The 22,695-nt window shown below is 57.0% G+C and carries 20 protein-coding genes; 9 read left to right on the forward strand and 11 right to left on the reverse strand.

The window, feature by feature from the left end; genetic code table 11:
* Positions 1–45: 45 nt before the first annotated feature.
* From AC2FD9_RS02085 to AC2FD9_RS02100, 4 genes are all read right to left on the reverse strand, one after another.
* On the reverse strand, positions 46–1,356 hold the full coding sequence (locus tag AC2FD9_RS02085) for an HlyC/CorC family transporter (protein ID WP_496835145.1): 1,311 nt from the start codon (positions 1,354–1,356) through the stop codon (positions 46–48).
* Between the two features lie 63 nt (positions 1,357–1,419).
* Entirely contained in the window at positions 1,420–2,373 is a 954-nt protein-coding gene (locus AC2FD9_RS02090; RefSeq protein WP_496835147.1) for a site-specific tyrosine recombinase XerD, read from the reverse strand.
* 2 nt (positions 2,374–2,375) lie between these two features.
* On the reverse strand, positions 2,376–3,899 hold the full coding sequence (locus tag AC2FD9_RS02095; RefSeq protein WP_496835149.1) for a hypothetical protein: 1,524 nt from the start codon (positions 3,897–3,899) through the stop codon (positions 2,376–2,378).
* Positions 3,889–4,038, reverse strand: a complete 150-nt coding sequence (locus AC2FD9_RS02100; RefSeq protein ID WP_170557697.1) for a hypothetical protein — start codon at positions 4,036–4,038, stop codon at positions 3,889–3,891. Before AC2FD9_RS02100 ends, AC2FD9_RS02095 begins: the two co-directional genes overlap by 11 nt.
* A 79-nt stretch (positions 4,039–4,117) precedes the next feature.
* Here AC2FD9_RS02100 and AC2FD9_RS02105 point away from each other — a divergent pair, with 79 nt between their 5' ends.
* Positions 4,118–4,705 carry a shikimate kinase gene (locus AC2FD9_RS02105; protein WP_496835150.1) on the forward strand — a complete coding sequence of 196 codons (588 nt, stop codon included), beginning with the start codon at positions 4,118–4,120 and terminating at the stop codon, positions 4,703–4,705.
* The gene (aroB, locus tag AC2FD9_RS02110) at positions 4,706–5,818 is read left to right on the forward strand and encodes a 3-dehydroquinate synthase (protein ID WP_496835152.1); all 1,113 of its coding nucleotides are present in this window, start codon (positions 4,706–4,708) and stop codon (positions 5,816–5,818) included.
* Here aroB and AC2FD9_RS02115 read toward each other — a convergent pair whose 3' ends face one another.
* The gene (locus AC2FD9_RS02115; RefSeq protein ID WP_282168453.1) at positions 5,819–6,889 is read right to left on the reverse strand and encodes a site-2 protease family protein; all 1,071 of its coding nucleotides are present in this window, start codon (positions 6,887–6,889) and stop codon (positions 5,819–5,821) included. It lies immediately after the preceding gene.
* A gap of 18 nt (positions 6,890–6,907) precedes the next feature.
* Entirely contained in the window at positions 6,908–7,420 is a 513-nt protein-coding gene (ssb, locus tag AC2FD9_RS02120) for a single-stranded DNA-binding protein (protein ID WP_058273781.1), read from the reverse strand.
* Between the two features lie 207 nt (positions 7,421–7,627).
* On the opposite strand from ssb, the gene AC2FD9_RS02125 reads away from it, so the two are divergent.
* A complete protein-coding gene (locus AC2FD9_RS02125) occupies positions 7,628–8,209 on the forward strand; it encodes a lytic transglycosylase domain-containing protein (RefSeq protein ID WP_113788946.1) in 582 nt (193 codons plus the stop codon).
* Positions 8,210–8,271: 62 nt separating this feature from the next.
* Here AC2FD9_RS02125 and AC2FD9_RS02130 read toward each other — a convergent pair whose 3' ends face one another.
* From AC2FD9_RS02130 to miaA, 5 genes are all read right to left on the reverse strand, one after another.
* Entirely contained in the window at positions 8,272–10,359 is a 2,088-nt protein-coding gene (locus tag AC2FD9_RS02130; RefSeq protein ID WP_496835155.1) for a dipeptide ABC transporter ATP-binding protein, read from the reverse strand.
* Positions 10,360–10,450: 91 nt separating this feature from the next.
* Positions 10,451–11,914: an ABC transporter permease gene (locus tag AC2FD9_RS02135; RefSeq protein WP_058273779.1), complete on the reverse strand. Its 1,464-nt coding sequence runs from the start codon at positions 11,912–11,914 to the stop codon at positions 10,451–10,453.
* A 12-nt stretch (positions 11,915–11,926) separates the two neighbouring features.
* The gene (locus AC2FD9_RS02140; RefSeq protein WP_058274233.1) at positions 11,927–12,973 is read right to left on the reverse strand and encodes an ABC transporter permease; all 1,047 of its coding nucleotides are present in this window, start codon (positions 12,971–12,973) and stop codon (positions 11,927–11,929) included.
* 135 nt (positions 12,974–13,108) lie between these two features.
* Positions 13,109–14,779 carry an ABC transporter substrate-binding protein gene (locus AC2FD9_RS02145; protein ID WP_282151047.1) on the reverse strand — a complete coding sequence of 557 codons (1,671 nt, stop codon included), beginning with the start codon at positions 14,777–14,779 and terminating at the stop codon, positions 13,109–13,111.
* Positions 14,780–15,106: 327 nt separating this feature from the next.
* Positions 15,107–16,000, reverse strand: coding sequence for a tRNA (adenosine(37)-N6)-dimethylallyltransferase MiaA (miaA, locus tag AC2FD9_RS02150; protein ID WP_496835157.1), 894 nt, complete (start codon positions 15,998–16,000; stop codon positions 15,107–15,109).
* A gap of 97 nt (positions 16,001–16,097) precedes the next feature.
* Here miaA and pyrH point away from each other — a divergent pair, with 97 nt between their 5' ends.
* From pyrH to AC2FD9_RS02180, 6 genes are all read left to right on the forward strand, one after another.
* Complete coding sequence (gene pyrH, locus AC2FD9_RS02155; protein WP_109312162.1) at positions 16,098–16,850, forward strand: UMP kinase; 753 nt, start codon at positions 16,098–16,100, stop codon at positions 16,848–16,850.
* Positions 16,851–17,101: 251 nt separating this feature from the next.
* On the forward strand, positions 17,102–18,328 hold the full coding sequence (locus AC2FD9_RS02160) for an aminotransferase class V-fold PLP-dependent enzyme (protein WP_496835159.1): 1,227 nt from the start codon (positions 17,102–17,104) through the stop codon (positions 18,326–18,328).
* Between the two features lie 54 nt (positions 18,329–18,382).
* Positions 18,383–19,807: a cryptochrome/photolyase family protein gene (locus AC2FD9_RS02165; RefSeq protein ID WP_496835161.1), complete on the forward strand. Its 1,425-nt coding sequence runs from the start codon at positions 18,383–18,385 to the stop codon at positions 19,805–19,807.
* Positions 19,808–19,876: 69 nt separating this feature from the next.
* Positions 19,877–21,085 (forward strand): class I SAM-dependent methyltransferase, encoded by a 1,209-nt coding sequence (locus AC2FD9_RS02170; RefSeq protein ID WP_496835163.1) that lies wholly within the window; start codon positions 19,877–19,879, stop codon positions 21,083–21,085.
* Positions 21,086–21,101: 16 nt separating this feature from the next.
* Positions 21,102–21,542, forward strand: coding sequence for a TrgA family protein (locus AC2FD9_RS02175; protein WP_058273774.1), 441 nt, complete (start codon positions 21,102–21,104; stop codon positions 21,540–21,542).
* Positions 21,543–21,574: 32 nt separating this feature from the next.
* Positions 21,575–22,690, forward strand: a complete 1,116-nt coding sequence (locus tag AC2FD9_RS02180) for an NUDIX domain-containing protein (protein WP_496835165.1) — start codon at positions 21,575–21,577, stop codon at positions 22,688–22,690.
* Positions 22,691–22,695 lie beyond the last annotated feature (5 nt).

Below are 22,695 nucleotides of genomic sequence, written 5' to 3' on the forward strand. Positions count from 1 at the left end.
TCGGATCAGAGCGCCGGTGGGTTCTTGCAGTTTTTTGGGTTGTTCTCAGAGAGGTCGAACTTTCAGTTCGGTGATCCGGTTGCCTTGACGTTTTGTCACCTCAAAGCGGAAGCCGTGAAAGGAAAAGACCTGACCGACGGTTGGGATCATCTGCGCTTCGTGAATGACCAGACCGGCAATGGTATTTGCCTCATCGTCGGGCAGGGACCAATCCATCGCGCGGTTGGCGTCGCGGATCGTGGTGGCTCCTTCGACCAGAAACTGCCCATCTTCGGTTCGGGTTACAGAAACGTCTTCGTCTATGTCGAACTCATCCGCGATCTCGCCCACGATTTCCTCGAGGATATCCTCAAGCGTGATCAGCCCGCGCAGCGAACCGTATTCATCCACCACCAGTGCAAAGTGGCTGTGCATCCGCAGGAATTCGCGCATCTGATCGTCCAGAGTGGTGGTTTCCGGAACAAAATAGGGGTCGTTCGCGACCTTGAGGATGTCGAATTCTTTCAGTCGGTTATCAGCGTTCTCACTGCCGCCGGCATGGGCGTACATCGCGCGGAACAGGTCCTTGGCGTGCACGACACCCACGATGTTTTCCTGTTCGTCGCGAAACACGGGCAGGCGGGTGTGGCTGCTTTTCAGACATTGCTGAAGGATGGCCTCGGGCGAGGCGTCTGCATCGATCATCTCAATATTCGAGCGATGCAGCATGATCTCTTCAACTGTACGATCGCCCAAATCCAGCGCGCCAAGGATACGGTCGCGGTCTTCCTTTTCGACCACGCCTTCGGAATGTCCAAGCTGCAACGCACCGGCGATTTCCTCGCGCACGGCCAGAATGTTGCTGTCCGGGTCGATCTGGACACCAAACAGGCGCAGAACACCACGCACCAGCAAACGCACGGCCGCAACGACCGGCGAAAACACTGTCACGACGACGCTGATGATTGGTGCCACGGCCGCAGCCGCCTTTTCAGAATTGGTAATCGCGTAAGTCTTGGGCAAAACCTCGGCAAAGATCAGGACCAGAAGGGTCATCACCAGCGTTGCCAGCGCAACGCCGCTTTCGCCGAACAGCCGTGTGAAAAGGGCGGTCGCAAGCGATGCGGCAAGGATGTTGACTAGGTTGTTGCCCAACAGGACCGAACCGATCAGCCGTTCGTTGTCGTCGGTGATGTCCAGGGCCTTTTGCGCGCCGCGCGACCCTTTGTCGGCCTGTGCACGCAGTTTTCCGCGCGACGAGGCGGTCAATGCCGTTTCAGAACCCGAGAAAAAGCCCGATAGGACAAGCAAAAGTAGAATGGCGCCTGTGGTAAACCAGAATGCGCCGTCGATCAGAGAAGCAGAAGAGGGTTCCATCGGTCCTTGGTTGTTCGTGATACTGCATCCGTTATGGGGGTGCGCATGCTTTGGATCAAGGGGTTAGCCGTCGTCATCGCCGTCTTTCGCCAGCGGGTGATGCTGCAACACAAGCTCTGACAAACGTTCGTCCAGGACATGGGTGTAGATTTCCGTGGTCGCCACGTCGGCATGGCCCAGCAGGGTCTGGATCGACCTCAAATCAGCGCCATTGGCAAGAAGATGCGTGGCAAAGGCATGGCGCAGGGTGTGTGGTGTCACTTTTTCGGGCGAAACGCCGCCTTCTACGGCCAGTTCCTTGACCAGCAGGAAAAACCTGTGCCGGGTCAGATAGCCGGATTTACCGCGAGACGGAAACAGGAACTTGGAACGCTGAGCGCCGTCTGCAACCTGCTTGTCCTCGGCCTCGTCCCTGACAAGCAACCACGCCGCCAACGCATCGCGCGCCGGAGGCGACAGTGGTACCATCCGTTCCTTGCCACCTTTGCCCAGCACTAGCAGCATCCGGGGGTCACCTCGGGCCGAGGAAACCGGCAGCGAAACCAATTCGGTCACCCGCATTCCGGTGGCGTACAGAACCTCCATCAGGCAGGTGTTGCGCACCCGGTCTGCATCCTTGCGACCGGTGCGGCGCGCGGCCTCAAGTAAACGATCGACTTCGGCGACATCCAGTGTTTTGGGCAGTCGTTTTTGTCGACCAGGGCCTTTGATTTGAATGGCGGGGTTAGCTTCAAGCCAGCCTTCTTCGAAGGCGAACCGGAACAGTTGCTTGATCGCGGACAACCGACGTGCGCGCGTGGAACGGGACAGGCCCTGTGCGTCGCAGTCAATCAGGTATTGCTCAATCTGTTCCCTCTGTGTGTCAGGAAAACCCGTCTTTCGACGTTCCAACCAGGCCGAGAATTCTTTCAGATCGCGACCGTATGCCAGCAGCGTATTGGTCGCGGCCCCCAATTCGGCGGCCTGAGCTTGCAAAAAGGTGGAAATCCACAAGTCCTGCGTCGCTGGGGCCGCCACGATCAGCGGTCCTGCAGGATCAGCAAGTTCAGTGCGGCGCGGCGGGCAGTGTCCTCAAGACCCACACGGCGCAGCGTCGCAATGGCTGCTGTCAGATCGACTAGGTTGCCGCGTGCCCCGTGTGCAAACCGCTGCATGGTCTCCAAGATCGCTTCCCCCAGCTGATCATTGTTTAGCATCGTTTCGATATTCGACGGGACCGGAGCAGCCCATGCAAACCCTTGCGCAACCGCATCCGCCAGAGGCGAAGGAGAGCGCGCGCGCCCCGGATCGCCTTGCGCTAACGCCGCCAGAAAGTGATTTTCGTCGGATTGACCGGGCACAGAAAGGGCCGCTGTTTCATACAGTTCGGACAACAGGAGGATACGCCAGCGCAGCTGTTCCGCCGACGGATCCGTCAGCTCTATCTGCGACAGGCGTTCTGCGAACAATTCTGCAAAGGGTACCTCTAATCTGATCAGGCGCATTTGCGTCCACACAGTATTTAAAGCCCGGGCGATTTTGTCGGGATTGCGCGAATCCAGTGCAGACTCGAACCGTTGCACGGACGAGACCCTGTCCCAAACTGCGCCGGACGCGGCCGGAGAGCGCTCGGTATACAGCCCCAGCAACTGGTTGGGGGTCAGCGCGCCGATGCGGGTCAGTCGCTCAGCCGCTTCGATCTGCGCTTTCCACCCCGCTACGTCCCGCAGGTCGGCATTCGCAAAGGCACGGGGCAGAGGGGCCGATGGCAGGCGTTCCCCGATCGCCTCAAACAGGCGAAAGGTCAGTGGGCTGGGATCATCTGGTTGCGGAAGGTATTCGGCTTCTTCAAACAACTCGGGGCTGAGAAAGCGATCCAGCACATCCAGTTCTTCTGGTGGCAGTATTTGCAATGCATGTGCAGCTTCCAGCGTTAGAGCGGCTGATGGCCAGTCTCCGCGTCGGGCCTTGCAGAAAATCTGTGCGGCGTAGTCCTGCGACAGGTGTGGCTTCGCTATCAGCGATGTACAGCTGCGATCCTCGTCCCCGGTGAGCAGGGTGGCGTCAAACCAGCGCTGGAACCTTTGGCGTGTGTCGGTCGGACCGGCCAATTGGACCAGCGATTGCGCCGGGTCGGCTGCGCCAAGTTGCATCAATCGGTCGATGCGGGCGAGCAGCAGGGTTTCTTCAGCACCCGAACCAGCTGGCGCGCGAGCCTCTGACAGGATCAGAGTAAACAGTAATCGCTGCATCGCGGGGTTATAGCGAACCGGCACGTCGGTGATCAGCTCGGCCAGCCGGTCGGCATCACTATTCTGCCAAAGATGCACCGGCAGGCCAGTCACAGACGACGACACAAGCCCCAACGGCTGTGACAGCGCCTCAAGCGGAGAGACTTGGATATCCGGCTGAATGCCCGTTTCCGTGACCGGTGGTTCCAACAGGACAGTCCCTGGCAGGTTTTCCGGAGGGTCCGTCAGCCAATCGATGACAGAAAGAGGAGCCTGCTGCGCCTGCGCTGATCCAGCCAGCAATAAGGCAGCCAGTGCGGCTTTATTCAACATTCAGGATTACCGGCTCTCGGATCTCGTCTTGCGGGGCCGAGAAATCCACCCCGAATATCGGACCCAAATACGCATATCCCACCAGCCCGACAAAACACAGGCAAACAATATATATCAGGAACTTGATCAGACGGCCCATTGCTCAACGCTGCCCCAATTTTGTCTTTTGCCATAGTTATAGCTGGCATTTTTCGTAAGATCACGTCATTCACGTTGAAATGAGCGAAATTAAGCATAACACCCACACAGAAGGGACTGATGCGGTCTTTGAACTGCACAAAACCGTCGTTCTTGTTGGCATGATGGGGGCCGGAAAGACGGCTGTGGGTCGTGCTTTGGCCGCAAGGCTGGGTGTTCCCTTCCTCGACAGCGACGCCGAGATCGAATCGGCTGCCAATATGACCATCCCCGAGATATTTGAGCGTGATGGTGAACCGTTCTTTCGCGCCAAGGAAAGTCAGGTCATCGGACGTCTGCTGGACGAGGAAAAAGGCATCCTGTCCACCGGCGGGGGCGCTTTTCTTTCCGATCAGAACCGCCAGATGATCACTGAACGCGGGGTTTCGGTCTGGCTGCGGGCTGACTTGAAGGTGTTGTGGAACAGGGTCAAACATAAGGACACACGGCCTTTGCTGCGCACGGCTGACCCTTATGCGACCTTGCGCGCCTTGTATGAAGCCCGCGTCCCGGTTTATGCGCAGTCAGGTCTGACGGTTGAGTCCGATGGCGAAACCTCGATTGAAAATATGGTGGACCGGGTGGTGGAGTCGATGTTGACGCGGCCCGACGTATTGGAACGGAAGTAAATGCACCAAACCGTACATGTAGAGCTGGGCGAACGCTCGTATGACGTGGAAATCGGGCCTGACCTGCTGGTGCAATCCGGCACGATGATTGCGCCCTTGCTACATCGGCCCAAGGTCGCTGTTCTGACGGATGAGAACGTGGCCAGGTTGCACCTGAATGCGTTGCGGGATGGTCTGGCAACAGCTGGTATCGAGATGACCTCGCTGGCCTTGCCTGCAGGAGAAGCCACCAAAAGCTGGCCGCATTTCGAGCGCGCGGTTGAATGGCTTTTGTCGGAAAAGGTAGAACGCCGCGATGTGGTGATCGCCTTGGGTGGCGGGGTCATTGGTGATCTTGCGGGATTTGCTGCGGCCGTTTTGCGGCGCGGAGTCCGTTTCGTCCAGATACCGACCTCGTTGCTGGCACAGGTGGACAGTTCTGTTGGCGGAAAAACCGGCATCAACGCTCCACAGGGCAAAAACCTGATTGGGGCATTCCATCAGCCTTCTCTGGTTCTGGCGGACACCTCGGTTCTGGGCACCATGACCCAACGGGATTTCCTGTCGGGCTATGGCGAGGTGGTCAAGTACGGCCTGCTGGGCGATGCAGAGTTCTTTGAATGGCTCGAAAGAAACGGTCCCGACGTTTCGGGTGGCGATATGGCCGCGCGCGTGCGGGCGGTGACACGCTCGGTTCAGATGAAGGCCGACATCGTCGCCCGCGACGAGACTGAGCAAGGCGACCGTGCGCTGCTGAACCTTGGGCACACTTTCTGTCACGCGCTTGAAGCGGCCACCGGCTATTCTGATCGCCTGTTGCACGGCGAGGGTGTCGCTATCGGCTGTGCACTGGCGTTTGAGCTGTCCTCTCGTCTTGGGCTGTGCTCACAGGAGGAACCGAGCCGTGTTCGGGCGCACCTACGTGCAATGGGAATGAAAACCGATCTGGCCGACATTCCCGGAGATCTGCCGGGTGCCGAGGCACTGGTTGACCTGATGGCGCAGGATAAAAAGGTCATCGACGGGCAGTTGCGGTTTATTCTTGCCCGCGGGATCGGCCAGGCTTTTGTCACTTCGGATGTCCCGCGCGACGCTGTGCTGACAGTTCTGGAAGACGCCTTGGCAACGGTCTGATCAGCGTCCGCGGATCACCATCAATTCACCGATGTTTTCGCGGGTGATGTAGCCAACCATTGTCCCGGCCTGCGTGCAAACTGCGACGGCGGGAGCACCCTTGTGTAGTTTCCCTAGCACGGTTTCCAGGCCGGTGGTCAATTCAACGCGCGGGATCTCGGTTTCCATGATCGAAGTTGCCAGATCTGACCGAGGTGCCTCTTGCGCCAAGGCAGTGAACAGCGTGCCGCGTGCTATAAAGCCCAGCAGGTCTCCATTCGGACCCAACACGGGGAATTCGTGTTGCGTGGTGTGAATGACGGCCTGTGCGGCGGTTGCAAGCGTGTCGGTGGGCGATAGGGCGTGAAACTCGGTAATCATCGCGTCGCGGGCCAGCACCCGCCGCGCGACTGAGCGCATGGCCACATCGTGGCTTTCCGCATTGGCAGCGACGAACACGAAGACGGCGATCAAAACCAGCAGGGGGTTACCAGTGTTCAACCCAAGAAAGCCAAACGCCACCGCCACGACCTGACCCGCAAGGGCGGCGATACGTGTGGCTTTTACCCGGTCCATCTTCAGACACAAAAGCGCGCGGAATACCCGGCCGCCATCCATGGGGAAGGCCGGTATCATGTTAAATACGGCCAGCAACAAATTCACATAGGCCAGCCGGTTCAACAGTCCGGCACTGGTCGAATCGATCCGGGTTAGAGAGTCCAGCGTCATTCCAGCCCCCATGGCCATCAAAACGATCCAGATTACAATATTCACCGCCGGCCCGGCCAGAGCGACCCAGACTTCCTCCATAGGCTTCTCGGGCATCCGTTCGAGCCGGGCGAGCCCGCCGATGGGCAGCAAGGTGATGTCAGGAGTTTTGATGCCGTAGCGCCGCGCCATCAGCGCGTGGCCGAACTCATGCGCGACGACGCAGGCAAACAGGGCCAGAACAAAGATCAAGTTGTCGATCGCGGCGGGCACCCCGCCTTTGGAATAAGCCGCAAAGGCGACCCAGCCCAGTAGTAGGAAAAAGGTGACATGGACCCTCAGTTCCGACCCCAGTACCCGGCCGAGAGTGAAGGACCATGTCATGTTTCGTCTCCGTGTGCCTTAGAACGGAATCTCGTCGTCGTCGATTCCGCCGGATGCAGGTGCAGGGGCAGGGGCGCTGGACTGTCCGCCATAGGGGTCGCCATAGCCGCCGCCCGCCTGACCGCCGCCATAGCTGCCTGACTGTCCGCCGCCATAACCGCCTCCGCCGCCGCCTTCGCCGCGTGCATCAAGCATCACAAGGGTCGAGCCGAACCCCTGAAGAACAACCTCAGTCGAATAACGGTCCTGCCCAGATTGGTCCTGCCATTTGCGGGTCTGCAATTGCCCTTCGAGATAGACCTTCGAGCCTTTGCGCAGATATTGCTCCGCCACGCGGACTAGCCCTTCATTGAAGATCGCGACCGAGTGCCACTCGGTGCGCTCACGACGCTCGCCAGTATTGCGGTCTTTCCAGTTTTCGGATGTGGCGATGCGCAGGTTGCATACTTTGCCCCCGTTTTGGAAATTCCTAACTTCAGGATCGCGGCCAAGATTTCCGACCAGAATGACCTTGTTGACTGAACCTGCCATATATTTCCCCGTTCTTGTCTGTGTCGAGCGCGCCCGAATCTGACGCGAAGTTTCTACGCGACCCTATACGGCCTACGTCGTGGTTAAAACACAGTTGATCTGTGCAACGGTCGGCAAGAAATCCCGAAGGTTCTATTTACCATGCTTTCATTTTTGCCTGAAATACCTATACTCGTTAGGGTTCGAGAGCGAGCGGGATTGGCATAAATGCGTTTTTTAGTTGGTTGTTTTTCTGTTCTGTGCCTTGCGCTGGTTTCGGTTCCGGCTGCGGCGGAAACCCTGTCCACCAAAAACCGTAAGGATATTTTCCTCAAACAATCCAAGATTTTAGACTCGCGCGCTGCCACCCAGTACCGCGGCTCTGAACGGTTGAAGCCAAAAACAGCGCAGCCAACTCAAGTCATCAAGCGATATAATGGTAAATATCGCGGCCAATACCTGGCGCTGGCGCGGCAAGCAGCCCGGAAACACAGTGTCCCGGAAGAGTTGTTCTTGCGACTGGTGCAACAGGAAAGCGGATGGAACCCGCACGCGGTGTCTCACAAAGGGGCACTGGGTTTGGCACAGCTGATGCCTGGAACCGCGCGTCTTTTGGGTGTGAACCCGCATGATCCGAAGCAAAATCTGGAAGGCGGGGCCCGTTATTTGTCGTGGCAGTATCGCAAGTTCAAATCCTGGCGGCTGGCGCTGGCGGCTTATAACGCCGGTCCGAAAGCCGTGGAAAAGCACGGCGGCGTGCCACCTTACAAAGAAACCCAGAACTATGTGAAAGTGATCTGGGGCGGCTGATAAACTACCGACCCAAGTCAGAAAAGAACCGGCGCTGTGGCCGGTTCTTTGCGTTTGGGCCGTTACTCGGCCGCGATTTTGATGACCGGCTCCATGCGGGCCAGAACTTCTTCGGACAGATGGCATTTGACCTGGTGTCCGTCCGCCAGGGTTTTTACCGGCGGCACATCTTTCTCGCACAGCCCACCCGGCACTTCGGATTTCCAGCGACAGCGCGTCTGGAAAGGGCACCCCGGGGGCGGGTTCATGGCCGAGGGGATATCACCGTCCAGAACGATATGCGCTTTTTCAACCGACGTATCCGCAATGGGAACAGCGCTCAGCAACGCTTCGGTATAGGGGTGATAGGGCGGCGAAAACACCTGGTCGGTGGTCCCCAGCTCGACCACATGGCCCAGATACATCACCATCACCCGGTCGCTGAGATAGCGCACAATCGACAGGTCGTGACTGATGAACAGCAAGGTGGTCTTGTGTTCGCGCTGAATCTCCATCAACAGGTCGGTCACCGCCGCCTGTACAGACACATCCAAAGCCGACACAGGTTCGTCCGCAACAACGATCCGCGCATCGCCGGCAAAGGCGCGCGCAATACCGACGCGCTGTTTCTGTCCACCGGACAACTGACGCGGCATCCGATCGGCAAAGGCGCGCGGTAGCTTCACCAGGTCCAACAATTCCAGCATGCGTTGTTTTCGTTCAGCCTCGGAATTGCCGATGCCAAAAATTTCCAGCGCGCGGATGATCTGCCGCCCAACGGTCATCGAGGGGTTCAGAGTGTCAAACGGGTTCTGGAACACCATTTGAACTTCGCCCACGGTTTTGGCGTCACGTTCTTCGATGGGCACATCTTCGATGTTGCGGTTGTCTAGCAGGATTTGTCCATCCGTGGCCGTTTCAAGCCCCATTAGAACTTTGGCAAAGGTGGATTTACCGCAACCGGATTCGCCCACAATCGCCAGCGTCTCAGATTCATGTGCCTCAAAGCTAAGTGTTTCGTTGGCCTTGACCACCTTCTTCTCACCGCCCCCGAACAACGCATTGGCGGCTACTTCATAGTATTTCTTGAGGTTGTCCATTTTCAGGACAACGCGGCCGATTTCACCTTTTTCTTTCTTGTCGGCCAAAGTGATCGGGGCGTTCCAGTCAATCTCCTTGTACTTCAAGCAGCGTGTGTGGTGCCGGTCATTGCCGGGTACAGGCTCCATCAGAATATTCTGCGCGTCGCAGCGGCCTTCTTCGAAATAGTCGCAGCGTGGGCCAAAGTTACAGCCTGACGGGCGTTCGTGGGGCAGGGGAAAGTTCCCGGGAATGGCCACTAGTGGGCGGGCGTTCTTGTCTGCCCCCGGCAACGGGATCGAGCGGAACAGCGCCTGCGTATAGGGGTGCTGCATCTCGTCGAATACATCGTGTATCGAGCCGCGCTCGACTGCCTCACCCGAATACATCACACAAAGCCGGTCACAAGTTTCCAGAACCAGACCAAGGTTGTGCGAGATGAACAGCATCGAGGTGCCGTATTTCTTACCCAAATCCCTGACCAGCTCGACTACGGCGGCCTCAACCGTCACATCCAGTGCGGTTGTCGGTTCATCCAGAATCAACAGCGCCGGCTTCGACATCAGCGCCATCGCGATCACGATACGCTGCTGCTGCCCCCCTGACAGCTGATGGGGGAACGAATTCAGCATCCGCTCGGGGTCGGGCAGGCGTACGTCCGTTACCACTTCCAATGCGCGGGCATAGGCCTCTTCCTTGCCGACTCCCTCGTGGATCATCGGCACTTCCATCAATTGCTTGCCGATCTTCATCGCCGGGTTCAGCGAGGCCATCGGTTCCTGATAGATCATCGCGATCTCATTGCCGCGAATATCGCGCAATTCATCCGCGCTCATCTCGGCCAGATCGCGCCCTTTGAACTTGATCGAACCGCCGACAACCCGCCCGTTCTTGCCAAGGTCCTGCATGACCCCAAGTGCCACAGTGGACTTTCCGCAACCGGATTCTCCGACCAGTCCAACAGCCTCGCCGGGCTGTACGCTGACCGAAAAATCCATCACGGCGGGAATTTCCCGAAGGCGGGTGAAGAAAGAAATCGAAAGTTTGTCGATCTCAAGAATTGGGCCGTCATATTCCGCCAATTTGTTCATCTTGTATCTCCTCGCGAGAGTCCGGGGATCCCCTTCATCTGGCTAAAAATATCCTGGGGGTCCGGGGGCAAAGCCCTCGGTCGCTCTCACATCAGTCCTTCAGGCTTTCTTCGCGCAGGCCATCTGCCAGCAGGTTCAGACCAAGAACCAGCGACAGCAAGGCAAAGGCAGGCGGAAGGGCGGGGTGCAGGTAGATAGAAAGTAGCTTGCGCCCCTCGTTGATCGTAGAGCCCCAATCCGGGCTTTCCGGCGGCAGTCCCAATCCGAAGAAACCCAAGGTTCCCAACAGGATCGTGGTATAGCCGATACGCAGACAGAAATCGACGATCAGCGGACCTCGTGCATTGGGCAGGATCTCCCACAGCATGATGTACCAGGGGCCTTCGCCACGGGTCTGTGCCGCAGCCACGTAATCCCGTGTTTTGATGTCCAGCGCGAGACCGCGCACGATGCGGAACACGGTGGGTGAGTTCACGAAGACAACCGAAACAAACACCACGAGGATACCGCCAGGGATATCGAACAGGTCCAGATAAGTCGGCAAGCCCCAAATGCCGTAATCATCGGTGTTGATGATGTAGCCATCGGTCGAAATCAGCGACAGATACAGCCACAGCGCGATACCCAGAACCCCGATCAACAGCGGAGTGCGGAAATTCGGGCGGGTGTAATACCGCGAGTTCAGCAGAACGCCGATGAACAAGATCGGGAATATGAACAAAACGGCCGCCATATAGTTCGGCACGCCTGTCGCCACGATTTCGGGTGTGACCAGCAGGTAGAACAACAGGATTACCGGGAAAGCCAGGATCAGGTTGGCAAGGAAGGACAGGAACGTGTCCAGACGTCCTCCGTAGTACCCTGCTGGAAGACCCAGAGTGATCCCGACCATAAATGCGAACATGGTCGCAAGCGGTGCGATCTGCACCACGATCCATGCGCCTTTGACCATGCGACTAAAGACGTCGCGGGCAAGGTTGTCGCCGCCCAGAAGGTACCAGGCATACTCGCCGTCTTCAGGGTTTTGCAGGGGCGTTCCGGGCACTTTGTTCTTCATGCCAGAGACCTGACTCAGCGGGTCATGTGTGATGATCAGATCCAGCGCACCGAAGATCCCGGTAAAGACCCAGAACATCACAAGACCAAAGCCGATCATGCCGATGGGGCTGTCGAACAGTTTTCCGTACAGCCCGAGGCGTCGTTTGAAGGCGATCGACATTGCAAACAGGATGATCAGCGACAACCACACAGGCAGAAATTGCTGTGAGATCGCGCCGACGATCCCGGCACTGGTACCCATGAGGATGCCAAGAACGATATACGCCAGCGCAAGGACGACACAGGCGAAAAAGCTGTATCTCAAGGCTGATTGGGTCAATCCCCGCAGTCCTGTGCCTGAGCTGAGCGTGCCGTCCGCATTCAAGCTCAACGGGGCTTCGGGTAGGACGATGCTGCCGATGATCCAGACGACGATAGATACGACCAACGCAGCCAGCGCGATCATCAGGATAGGGTTTAGAATGGCGATAGAGCCGGTCCAGCTAAGAGGTTCCATGATCTATCTCCCTTACGAAATACGGATGCGCGGGTTGAGGTAGACATAGCCGATATCGGATATCAGCTGCGTCACCAGCACCACAAAGACCGACACGACCGAAATCGCCAGCAAGAGCTGAATGTCGTTGTTGCCCGCCGCCTGTACCAGTGCCCAGCCGAAACCCTTGTAGTTGAATAGGGTTTCAACAATTACCACGCCATTCAGCAGCCATGGGAACTGCAGCATGATGACAGTAAAGGGGGCGATCAGAGCGTTGCGCAGCGCGTGCTTCATAACGATGTTGCCAAAGGAAACACCCTTGAGACGCGCGGTACGGATGTATTGTGCGGTCATCACCTCGGTCATCGAAGCGCGGGTCATCCGGGCGATATAGCCCATCCCGTAAAGCGCAATGGTCAGAACCGGCAGAAAGAAGTTCTCAAAGGTCGGATTGTCCATCGCTTGCGTTGCAGTGCCCTTGAACCATTTCAGGCCCACGGTGGACGAGGTGAAGATCGCGATGAAGATCACGCCTGATACGTATTCCGGCGTCGCCGTCGTGATGATCGAGAAGGTGGAGAGGGACCGGTCAAGCGCTGATCCTTCGCGCATCCCGGCCAATACTCCGACCAGTAGCGCGGATGGCACCATCAGGACCAAAACCCAAAACATCAGATAGCCGGTGTTGCCCAGGCGTTTGCCAACAATGGTGCCGACCTCGTCTTTGAACACGCTGGAATAGCCCCAGTCGCCTTGCAAAACACCGCAATATCTGGAGGTCGTTTCCTCGGTCGACCCCGGTCTGGTACACGTTCCAAGGAACGTGCCGTCATCAAGTGTCTTGGTATAGCCTGGCAAAACCCCCAGCCATTGACCGTATTTGACCAGCGTTGGTTGCAGATAACCGCGATTGTCCAACCAGGTCTCAACCTGTTCGTCGGACATCCGCTGGTTGCCCTGCGTTTTCGCAAGCTTTTCCAGGTTCGGGTAGAGGTTGGTCAGAAAGAAGACCACGAAAGTCAGGCACAATGCAGTAAGAAGCATGACGCCGAACCGTCGGAGGATGAATAGTCCCATGATGGCCCCTGTTGTTCGGGTGTTCCGCAGATCATTGGACCATTGTCTGGCCTCGGACATCCGACCCCGTGTCGGCCTGTCTGCGGCTGGAAAGGGGCGCCCTGTTCAGGCGCCCCCATTAACGTCTGGCAGGTTTTAGGCCGCCCAACCCCACTTATAGTGGTGGTGCTCGAAGGACACGTGCATGTCGGTGCCGACAAGACCGTCCTTCATGTGGCGATACAGCGAACGCCAGTAAGGCTGAATGGTGACGCCTTCTTCCTGGATCATCGCCTCGCCCTTGGCGACCACTTCACGGCGCTTGTCGGCATCCGCGATGGCCAGCGCTTCGGTCAGAAGCGCGTCAAACTCGGCATTTGCCCAGCCGAATTCGTTCCAGGCTTCACCGGTACGATAGGCCAGAGCCCAGATTTGCACGCCCAGTGGACGGTGGTTCCAGTTGGTCGAGCTGTAGGGGTATTTCGCCCAGTCGTTCCAGAACGTGTTGCCCGGCAGAACGGTCCGCTTGACCTTGATACCCGCGTCACGCAGCTGCGCTGCAACCGCGTCGGTGGTGTTCCGGCGCCAGTCATCGTCGATCGAGATCAGCTCGTGCTCGAAATCGATCATTCCGGCTTCTTCCATCAGCGCGCGCGCGCCTTCCGGGTCAACCTTCTGTGGCGGCAGTTCGTAATAGTCCGGGTGGATTGGACCAACATGGTGGTTTTCCGCAGGCGAACCGCGACCGCCGTAACCCAATTCCAGACAGATCGAGTTATCAACCGCCATTTGCAGAGCCTGACGCACACGCTTGTCTTCGTAAGGCTTCTTGCCGTCAATCTCGGCCAACTGGTTCGGGCGAACGACGATGGTGTTCATGGTTACAACTTCGGACTTCACATAGCCGAGGCTGTCCATCACGTCGATGAATTCACCAACCGATTCATACAACATGTCGACTTCATCGGATTCCAGCGCGGCCAGCCATGCGGACGGGTCGGTGCCATAGTCAATGTAGACGATGCTGTCCAGCGCCGGGCGACCAAAGATCTCTTCGCCCCACCAGGTGTGGTTCTCGTTGCGAACGAGGGTGGCTTTCACGCCGACTTCCAATTCCTGCACCAGATATGCGCCGGTGCCCACATTGTTAAGCAGATCGGTTTCACTGAACGAGCTGTGTACGATAGCTGCCGGATAGTCCGCCATGCCTGCGATCAGCGAGATATCAGAGGCCGGCAGGTTCAGTTTGACGGTGTTGGCATCGACAACTTCGATTGCGCCGTCAATGGCCTGACCAGATTCAGGATCGATCAGTGTCGCAAAGCGACCCGCCATCGAGTTGGTTTCCGAGCTCTTGTCACACCAGCGCCCGATGTTGCGGGCCACATCTTCCGCGGTGAAGTCGTCACCGTTGTTCCATTTGACGCCCGGGCGGACTTTCAGAGTGTAAACGGTTGCGTCGTCGTTGACTTCCCAGCCCTCCAGCAACATGCCGCGGAACGTACCGTCCGAGTTGTACTCGACCAGATACTCGAGCGTGCCGCGGGTGACGTTCGCGATCTGCGACCAGTCATAGGTGCGTGGGTCCTTCAGGGCGCGCACTTCCTGCTGAACGCGAAGGGTGCCGCCTTCTTTCTTTGCATCTTCTCCGGCCGCACGCGCTGGGGCGGCCAGTCCGATCATGCCATAGGCTGCGGCGGCGGTGACCCCAAGACCCGTGGTGCGGGTCAAAAACTCGCGTCGGTTCAGTTTGCCGTCCCGATATTCCTGTGCGTGCATTTCTGCCGCCCAGTGCATCGGTGCTCCGGTCATCGTTTGATTATTCATTAACGTTACTCCCTGTGAGACAGTATTTTTTTGGATGAAGTGGCGAACCGCTCAGGCCGGAATGCTCCGGCCGGCAGGTTCATTAGTCTTCTGATCTCGGATTTCGGACATCCCCATGACCGACATTCGGCACCAGAATTTTGGTGAGGTCAATGTTCGAAATCGTCATTCGAGGTACAAAAACGACATTGACGGGCGGTGTTTACCGCTATCAGCTTTTTTTGCCCCAGGGGAATCCCTTGGCAGGTTCAGTTTCGCGGCAGTGGATTCGCCGCGAATTCTCTGCATGTGTGTTCGCGATCAGTGCGACTTCAACCGCATCAGGTATCACTTTGATAAGTCGACCCGATTCCAACTTTTCATGCGGGCGCGAAACCAGGTGCGCTGTCGTTTGGCGAATTGGCGGGTCGAGATCGTGGCCCGTTCGCGGGCTTCATCCAACGTCATGGTGCCGTCGATATAGGCCATCAACTCGGGTACTCCGATGGCCTTGAATGCCGGAAGCGACGGATCATAGCGGTCCCGCATCCTTTCAACCTCGTTCAATGCACCGGTGTCCAACATCAGGTCAAAGCGGCGCGTGATGCGGTCCAAAAGCCATTGTTTATCCACGTCCAAAACGATGGGCACTGTGTTCTTCACGTCCAAAACCGGGGGTGGTGTGGTGTCTTGCCAGTCACTGAGGTTTCGACCGGTGGCATTGTACACTTCCCATGCCCGCTGAACACGGGCGCGGTTTTGTGTGTCGATCCGGGCCAGCGTCTGCGCATCCACACCCGCGATCAGAGTCTGCAAGGTTAGGCTGTCTGCCTCGGCCCGGATTTCGGACGGTGTAGGTGGAATATCGGCCATACCTTCGGTCAGCGCAGAAAAATATAGGCCGGTGCCCCCTACAATAATGGGGCGTGCGCCGCCGGTCAGCAATGGTTTCACCTCGCGCAACCAATGGCCGGTGGAGTAGTCCTGATTATATGAGATATGTCCGTACAGAAGATGCGGCGCGCGGGCTTCTTCTTCAGCAGACGGGCGGGCGGAAATCACGCGCCAGCAATCGTAGACCTGGCTGGCATCGGCATTCACGATGACGCCACCGAACTGCTCGGCGATCAACAGGGCAAGGGCGGACTTTCCAGAGGCGGTAGGGCCTGCAATCAGCACAGGTTTCCCATCAGGAATGGGGGGCAGGCGGTCCAATATCTGCGATCTTGCGGGTTCGGTCATCTCGGACTGCCTCATTCCTTACCAATCGCATTGAACCTGCGGCGGTTTTGCTTCATTTTGCGCCTGAAAATAAACCCGTGCCAGCCCGGAGCGCAACATGACCATTTCCCCGACCACCGACACCGCCGAAATCACAAAGGCAAGGTATGATCGCGTAATGCTGAAAATCTCGGGCGAGGCGCTTATGGGCGATCAGGGGTTCGGCCTGCATCCGCCCACAGTTCAGCGCATCGCGCAAGAGATCAAATCGGTGCACGATCTGGGCGTCGAGATCTGCATGGTGATTGGCGGCGGTAATATCTTCCGCGGTCTCAGCGGATCGGCACAGGGGATGGAACGGACTACGGCTGATTACATGGGCATGCTGGCAACGGTCATGAACGCGTTGGGGATGCAGTCCGCGTTGGAAGAAATCGGCGTTTTCACCCGGGTAATCTCAGCCATCCGCATGGACGAGGTGTGCGAGCCCTACATTCGCCGCCGTGCCGTGCGCCACCTTGAGAAAAAGCGGGTCTGCATCTTTGCCGCCGGAACCGGAAACCCGTATTTTACCACCGACACTGCCGCGACCCTGCGCGCCAATGAAATGGCATGTCAGGCGATCTTCATGGGTAAGAACGGCGTCGATGGTGTTTATGATAAGGACCCCAAGGAACACGCGGATGCCGTGCGGTACGACACCGTCAGCTATGATGATGTTCTTGCCAAACGCCTGCGGGTCATGGACGCGTCGGCCATTGCACTGGCGCGCGACAACAATCTGCCGTTGATTGTCTTCGGGCTGGACGAACCGGGCGGGTTCCGGGGCATTTTGGCCGGTGAGGGGACCTACACCAAAGTTCAGGGCTAAACCGCTTTACAGTTTGCTTAAAAGCCGGGTTTGGATGCCCGGCTTTTTTGTGCGCGTTTAGCAAACCTGAACGCTTGACGAACCATCTCAGTCCTTGCAATTTGAGCGCGTTCCCGCGCCGGACCGGTAGCGGGGGCTGTCAGCGCCTATCGCGCGGACTGGGCTGGAAGACCTGCCATGATTTCTGAGGGTTTCGAAATCATGCTCGGACACCTCTTGAATGAACGCGCATGATCAAGGGGAGACGTGTCATGAGCACTCTGGATATCAATTTTGTCCGGTCACAGTTTCCGGCCTTTTCCGAGCCCAGCCTGCAAGGCCAGGCATTCTTCGAAAATGCTGGTGGGTCATACACTTGCAAGCCGGTTCTCGACCGCCTGACGCGGTATTATAACCAGCGCAAAGTGCAACCCTATGCACCCTATGAGGCCAGCCGTCTTGCCGGTGAGGAAATGGACGAAGCCCGGGCACGCATGGCCGCCATATTGGGCGTTGAGACGGATGAGCTGAGCTTTGGCCCTTCGACTACGCAGAACACCTATGTCCTAGCGCAAGCTTTCCGCCAATGGATGCAACCGGGTGAGGCCATCATTGTCACCAATCAGGATCATGAGGCAAATTCAGGTCCGTGGCGGCGGCTAGCGGACGAGGGGATCGAAATCCGCGAATGGCAGATTGATCCCGAAACCGGGTCTTTGAATCCGATGGACTTGGAAAACCTGTTGGACGAAAACGTGCGTCTGGTGTGCTTTCCCCATTGCTCGAACGTGATCGGAGAGATCAACCCGGTTACCGAGATCACCGCGATTGCCCATGCGGCGGGGGCATTTGTATGCGTTGACGGCGTATCCTATGCACCACACGGGTTTCCGAATGTTGGTGATCTGGGGCCGGATATCTATCTGTTTTCGGCCTACAAAACATATGGGCCGCATCAGGGTTGTATGGTCATCCGGCGTACGCTGGGGGAGATGCTGCCGAACCAGGGGCACTATTTCAACGGCGACGTGCTGTACCAACGGTTTACTCCGGCGGGACCGGACCATGCCCAGATTGCGGCCAGCGCGGGCATGGCGGATTATATTGATCTGCTGTGCGACCAACATAGCGGGCCAACCGGCGAAGCGGCCGAGCGTGGTTCATTCGCCCATGATCTGATGCGCTCGCACGAGGTCGCATTGCTGCAACCGGTTCTGGATGCGGTCAAAGACCGCAACGCCGTTCGCCTGATCGGAACATCAGATGCCAGCCGCCGCGCGCCGACTGTGGCCCTGGCGTTGAACCGCAATGCCGAAGCGGTTGCCGCCGATCTGACTGGATATGGAATCATGGCCGGCGGAGGTGATTTCTATGCCGTGCGCCCGTTGACGGCTATGGGCGTCGATCCGGATCAGGGCGTGCTGCGGGTCAGTTTCACGCACTATACGTCTCAACAGGAAATTGATCAGCTTTTGAATGCACTAGACGACGTTTTGTGATCCAATTCCCCCTCTGCTTCGTAACCGAAGAAAGAAGAAAAGAGCAGGGCGGACATGGAACAGCAGCGGTCACCGATCATAATGTGGTTCCGACGGGATTTGCGCCTGTCGGATCACCCTGCACTGAGCGCCGCGCTTGAGAGCGGGCGACCGATCATACCAGTTTTCATTCTGGACCACACGGTCCAGGCTTTGGGCGCAGCGCCGAAATGGCGTCTTGGATTGGGCCTAAAGGCTTTTGCCCAGGCGCTAGAACAGGCTGGCAGCCGCCTGATCCTGCGGCATGGGGATGCGCTGACCGTATTGCAGCAGCTCGTCGTCGAAACTGGTGCAAGCGATGTGTTTTGGACTCGCGCATATGACCCTGACGCCATTGCCAGAGATACGAAAATCAAGACGGCTCTGACCGACCAGAGTGTCACGGTAAAATCCTTCGCCGGCCATCTTTTGTTCGAACCTTGGACAGTGGCGACGAAAACAGGACAGCCGTTCCGTGTGTTCACTCCAATGTGGCGTTCAGTGCGCAGCCGGGATGTTCCGGCCCCAAACAACGCTGTGTCTCATCTCAAACCGCCCGCGATGTGGCCCGTTTCTGAAAATCTTGAGGATTGGCATCTGGGCGCGCAGATGCGCCGCGGAGCATCCGTGGTCACACCCCATGTCCGACCGGGCGAAACCGCAGCTTTTGAGTCTTTGCATCATTTTCTGGACCGCATCGCCAACTATTCAGATCACCGGGATCGTATGGACTTGGACGGAACATCTAACCTGTCCGAGTATCTGTCTTTAGGTGAAATAGGCCCTCGCAGTGTCTGGCACGCAGTTCAGCGGGCCGGGATGACGGGCGTTCAGGGGGGTGAACCCTATTTGCGCCAATTGGTCTGGCGCGAGTTTGCTTATCACCTGATGTATCACACTCCATCCTTGCTCAGCGGTAATTGGAAGCCGGAGTGGGATAGATTTCCCTGGAATACTGATGCGGACCAACCCGAAGTTCTCGCCTGGAAGCAGGCAAAAACCGGCGTCCCGGCAGTCGATGCGGGGTTACGGCAGATGTATGTGACCGGGCGAATGCACAATCGGGCCCGGATGATTGCGGCGAGTTATCTGACCAAGCATCTAATGACCCATTGGAAAATTGGCATGGATTGGTTCGCGGATTGTTTGGTCGACTGGGATCCGGCGGCAAACGCGATGGGCTGGCAATGGGTTGCAGGGTCGGGGCCGGATGCCTCGCCATTTTTTCGCATCTTCAATCCGCAAACACAGCAGGAAAAGTTCGATCCGCAATCGGACTTCGTTCAGCAGTGGATTGCCGAAGGGCAGAGCAATCCACCGGCAACAGCACTGGCGTATTTTGATGCGGTTCCGAAGTCATGGAACCTCAGCCCACAGGACCCATACCCGCAACCCGTTGTCACTTTGGCAGCCGGTCGGGCGCGTGCATTGGCGGCCTATGAGGGCCGAAAAAACCAGTAACGAATTGAAAACTTGCCACAAACACAAACTCGGCCTAGCCTGTTTGCGCGGCCGCACAGAGGAGAGCGGATGACTTTGATGACCACCGAGGGGCAGAAAGACCTGCCCAGGTACTTTGCGCAAGTATTCAAAATGGTTAGCCGGATGCAGTCTGGCCGATTGGACATCGGACTGCCGGATGGTCGTGTCTTCCGAACCGAGGGCACCAAACCCGGGCCGGTTGCGCGTGTGGATATCCACAATCCAGACGTTTTTGCCCGCCTGGTCCGCGAAGGTGAACTTGGTTTTTCCGACGCATATCTGGAAGGTGACTGGAGCACGCCGGACCTGCGATCCTTTATGGACCTCGTGCATATGGGTAATGAAACGGTCTACGACGATTTCACCGGCAAAGTCCTTGTGCAGATGTATGAGCGGCTGCGGTTCTGGTTGCACCGCAATAACCGGACACAGGCCAAAAAGAACATCTCGTACCATTATGATCTGGGCAATGATTTCTATCGTTTGTGGCTTGATGACACGATGACCTATTCCAGCGCACTGTTCGAAACTGGGCAGGAAAGTCTGGAAAAGGCGCAAACCGCAAAATATGCCAGCATGGTCGATGAAATGGGTGCAAAACCCGGAGATCATATTCTTGAGATTGGCTGTGGCTGGGGTGGGTTCGCTGAATACGCAGCGAAAGAGCGTGGCCTGCGGGTCACAGGTCTGACGATCAGTCAAGAGCAGTTGAAGTTTGCAAGGCAGCGTATTGAAAATGCTGGTCTTTCAGATTTGGTTGAATTCAAATTGCAAGATTACCGGGATGAACGTGGCCAGTATGACGGAATCGCATCGATCGAGATGTTCGAAGCGGTAGGTCAAAAGTACTGGCCTGTGTATTTCGACACTGTGCGTGAGCGATTAAAACCCGGGGCGCAAGCGACGTTGCAAATTATCACTGTCGCGGATCATCGATGGGATGTTTATCGTAACGGCATTGATTTCATTCAGAAATATATTTTCCCGGGCGGCATGCTTCCGGCGCCTTCCATTTTGAAGGAACAAGTTGCTCTGGCGGGTTTGAAAGTCGTCAAATCGAAAGAATTCGGTAAAAGCTATGACCTGACCCTGCGCCGCTGGTATGACACGTTCAACGGCAAGTGGGACGAAATCTCGGAAATGGGCTTTGATGAGCGTTTTCGCCGCATGTGGAATTATTATTTGACCGCCTGCGGAGCAGCCTTTGACACCGGTAATTGCGATGTGACACAGATCACTATAGCGAAACCGAGTTAAGGAACGGACTTCAGAAATGCCCACTGCACCCAAGCTTGTTTCTGGCTTATGCCTTTTGATCGTGGCGTTCTTGGTTTCGAGTATGGTCATCGAAAACGGTGATGAAGGTAAGAACTACGGTATGTTCACCTACGTAAACATGGCTTTGGGCGTGATTTGCGGTTGGTGGATCATGGGCAAGCGTGCTGGCCGGGGCTGGACTGCCGCAATCAACAACGGCTTGACCGGAATGGCGGCGCTGGTGTTCTGGGGCCTTTTTGTTCAGGGTGTCAACGAAATGCTCCGCTTGGCAATGCGCCATCGGTATGACGGCCCGTTCGAGGCGCTGATCTCCATCTTTAAAATCGGTGTTGAATATGGTCAGCAACTTGTGGTGCCCGAAATCTTGTGGACTTTGATCATTGGGGCTCTGATCACTGGGCTGGTCACCGAGGAAGCAGCCCGCCGGTGGCGGTGAGCTAACAACTTAAAGTACGAAAGAACCCAACAGTGTCAGATCTGTTCTTTTATGGCACGCTGCGGCACTTGCCATTGCTGGAGCTTGTCTTGGGACGTCCAGCGTCCAAACTTGAATTTGCCCAAGCCACACTGAAAGATCATGCAGTCCATAGCGTGCAGGATCAGGCCTTTCCCATGATTGTTCATGAGGAAGGCAGTTTTGCCAAAGGGTTATTGCTCCGGGGATTGAGTGAGGAAGATCAGAACCGTTTGGTCTTCTACGAGGGTGGCTTTGATTACGACCTGCGGGAGCAGACAGTTGATTTGGCCGACGGGTCGATATCGCAAGCCCTTGTGTTCTACCCTGAGCCGGAGCTTTGGAGCCGCGGCGGTCTCTGGTCGCTGCAGGGCTGGTTGGATGAGTGGGGCGCGATGACGATGCTCGCCGCGCAAGAGGTTATGGGTTTTTACGGCAAGGTTGATGCGGAACAAATTGCGCGAAGCTTTCCGTCGATCCGCACGCGAGCATGGGCAAAGCTGGCTGCCCGTCAACGTGCGACAGGTGATGCACGAGACACTGCCAAAGACGTCATCGTGCACGGTCGTAAACCGGCCTATGTCAATTATTTCGGGATGGAAGAAGTCGCATTGCAGCATCGCCAATACGATGGCTCGATGGGCAAAGTGCTGAACCGCAGCAGCCTGATGCAGGGCAGCGCCGTGATCGTCCTGCCATATGATCCCGTGCGCGACACGGTTTTGTTAGTTGAACAATTCAGGGCACCGATCTTTCTGGCTGAGGATCCTGAACCCTGGATGTGGGAGCCGGTCGCCGGGATGATCGACCCAGGCGAAACGCCGGAACAGGCGGCCCTGCGCGAGGCCGAAGAAGAAGCCCAGATTGCGCTGAACCGGCTGGAATATGCAGGCGGCGCGTATTCCTCCAGCGGGTCATCGACTGAATATCTATACCTTTATGTCGGGCTGGCTGATCTGACCAAGACCATCGAAGATGGTGGGTTGGCAACGGAAGGTGAGGATATCCGAACCCAGATTCTGCCTTTCAGTGATTTCATGGACAGGGTCGACAGTCATGGGTTTAAGGATTTGCCGCTTTTGGCGGTGGCCCATTGGCTTGCACGTCACCGTGAGCGCCTGCGCGGATGATTTTC

The organism is Ruegeria sp. YTSC230 (genome assembly GCF_059609665.1).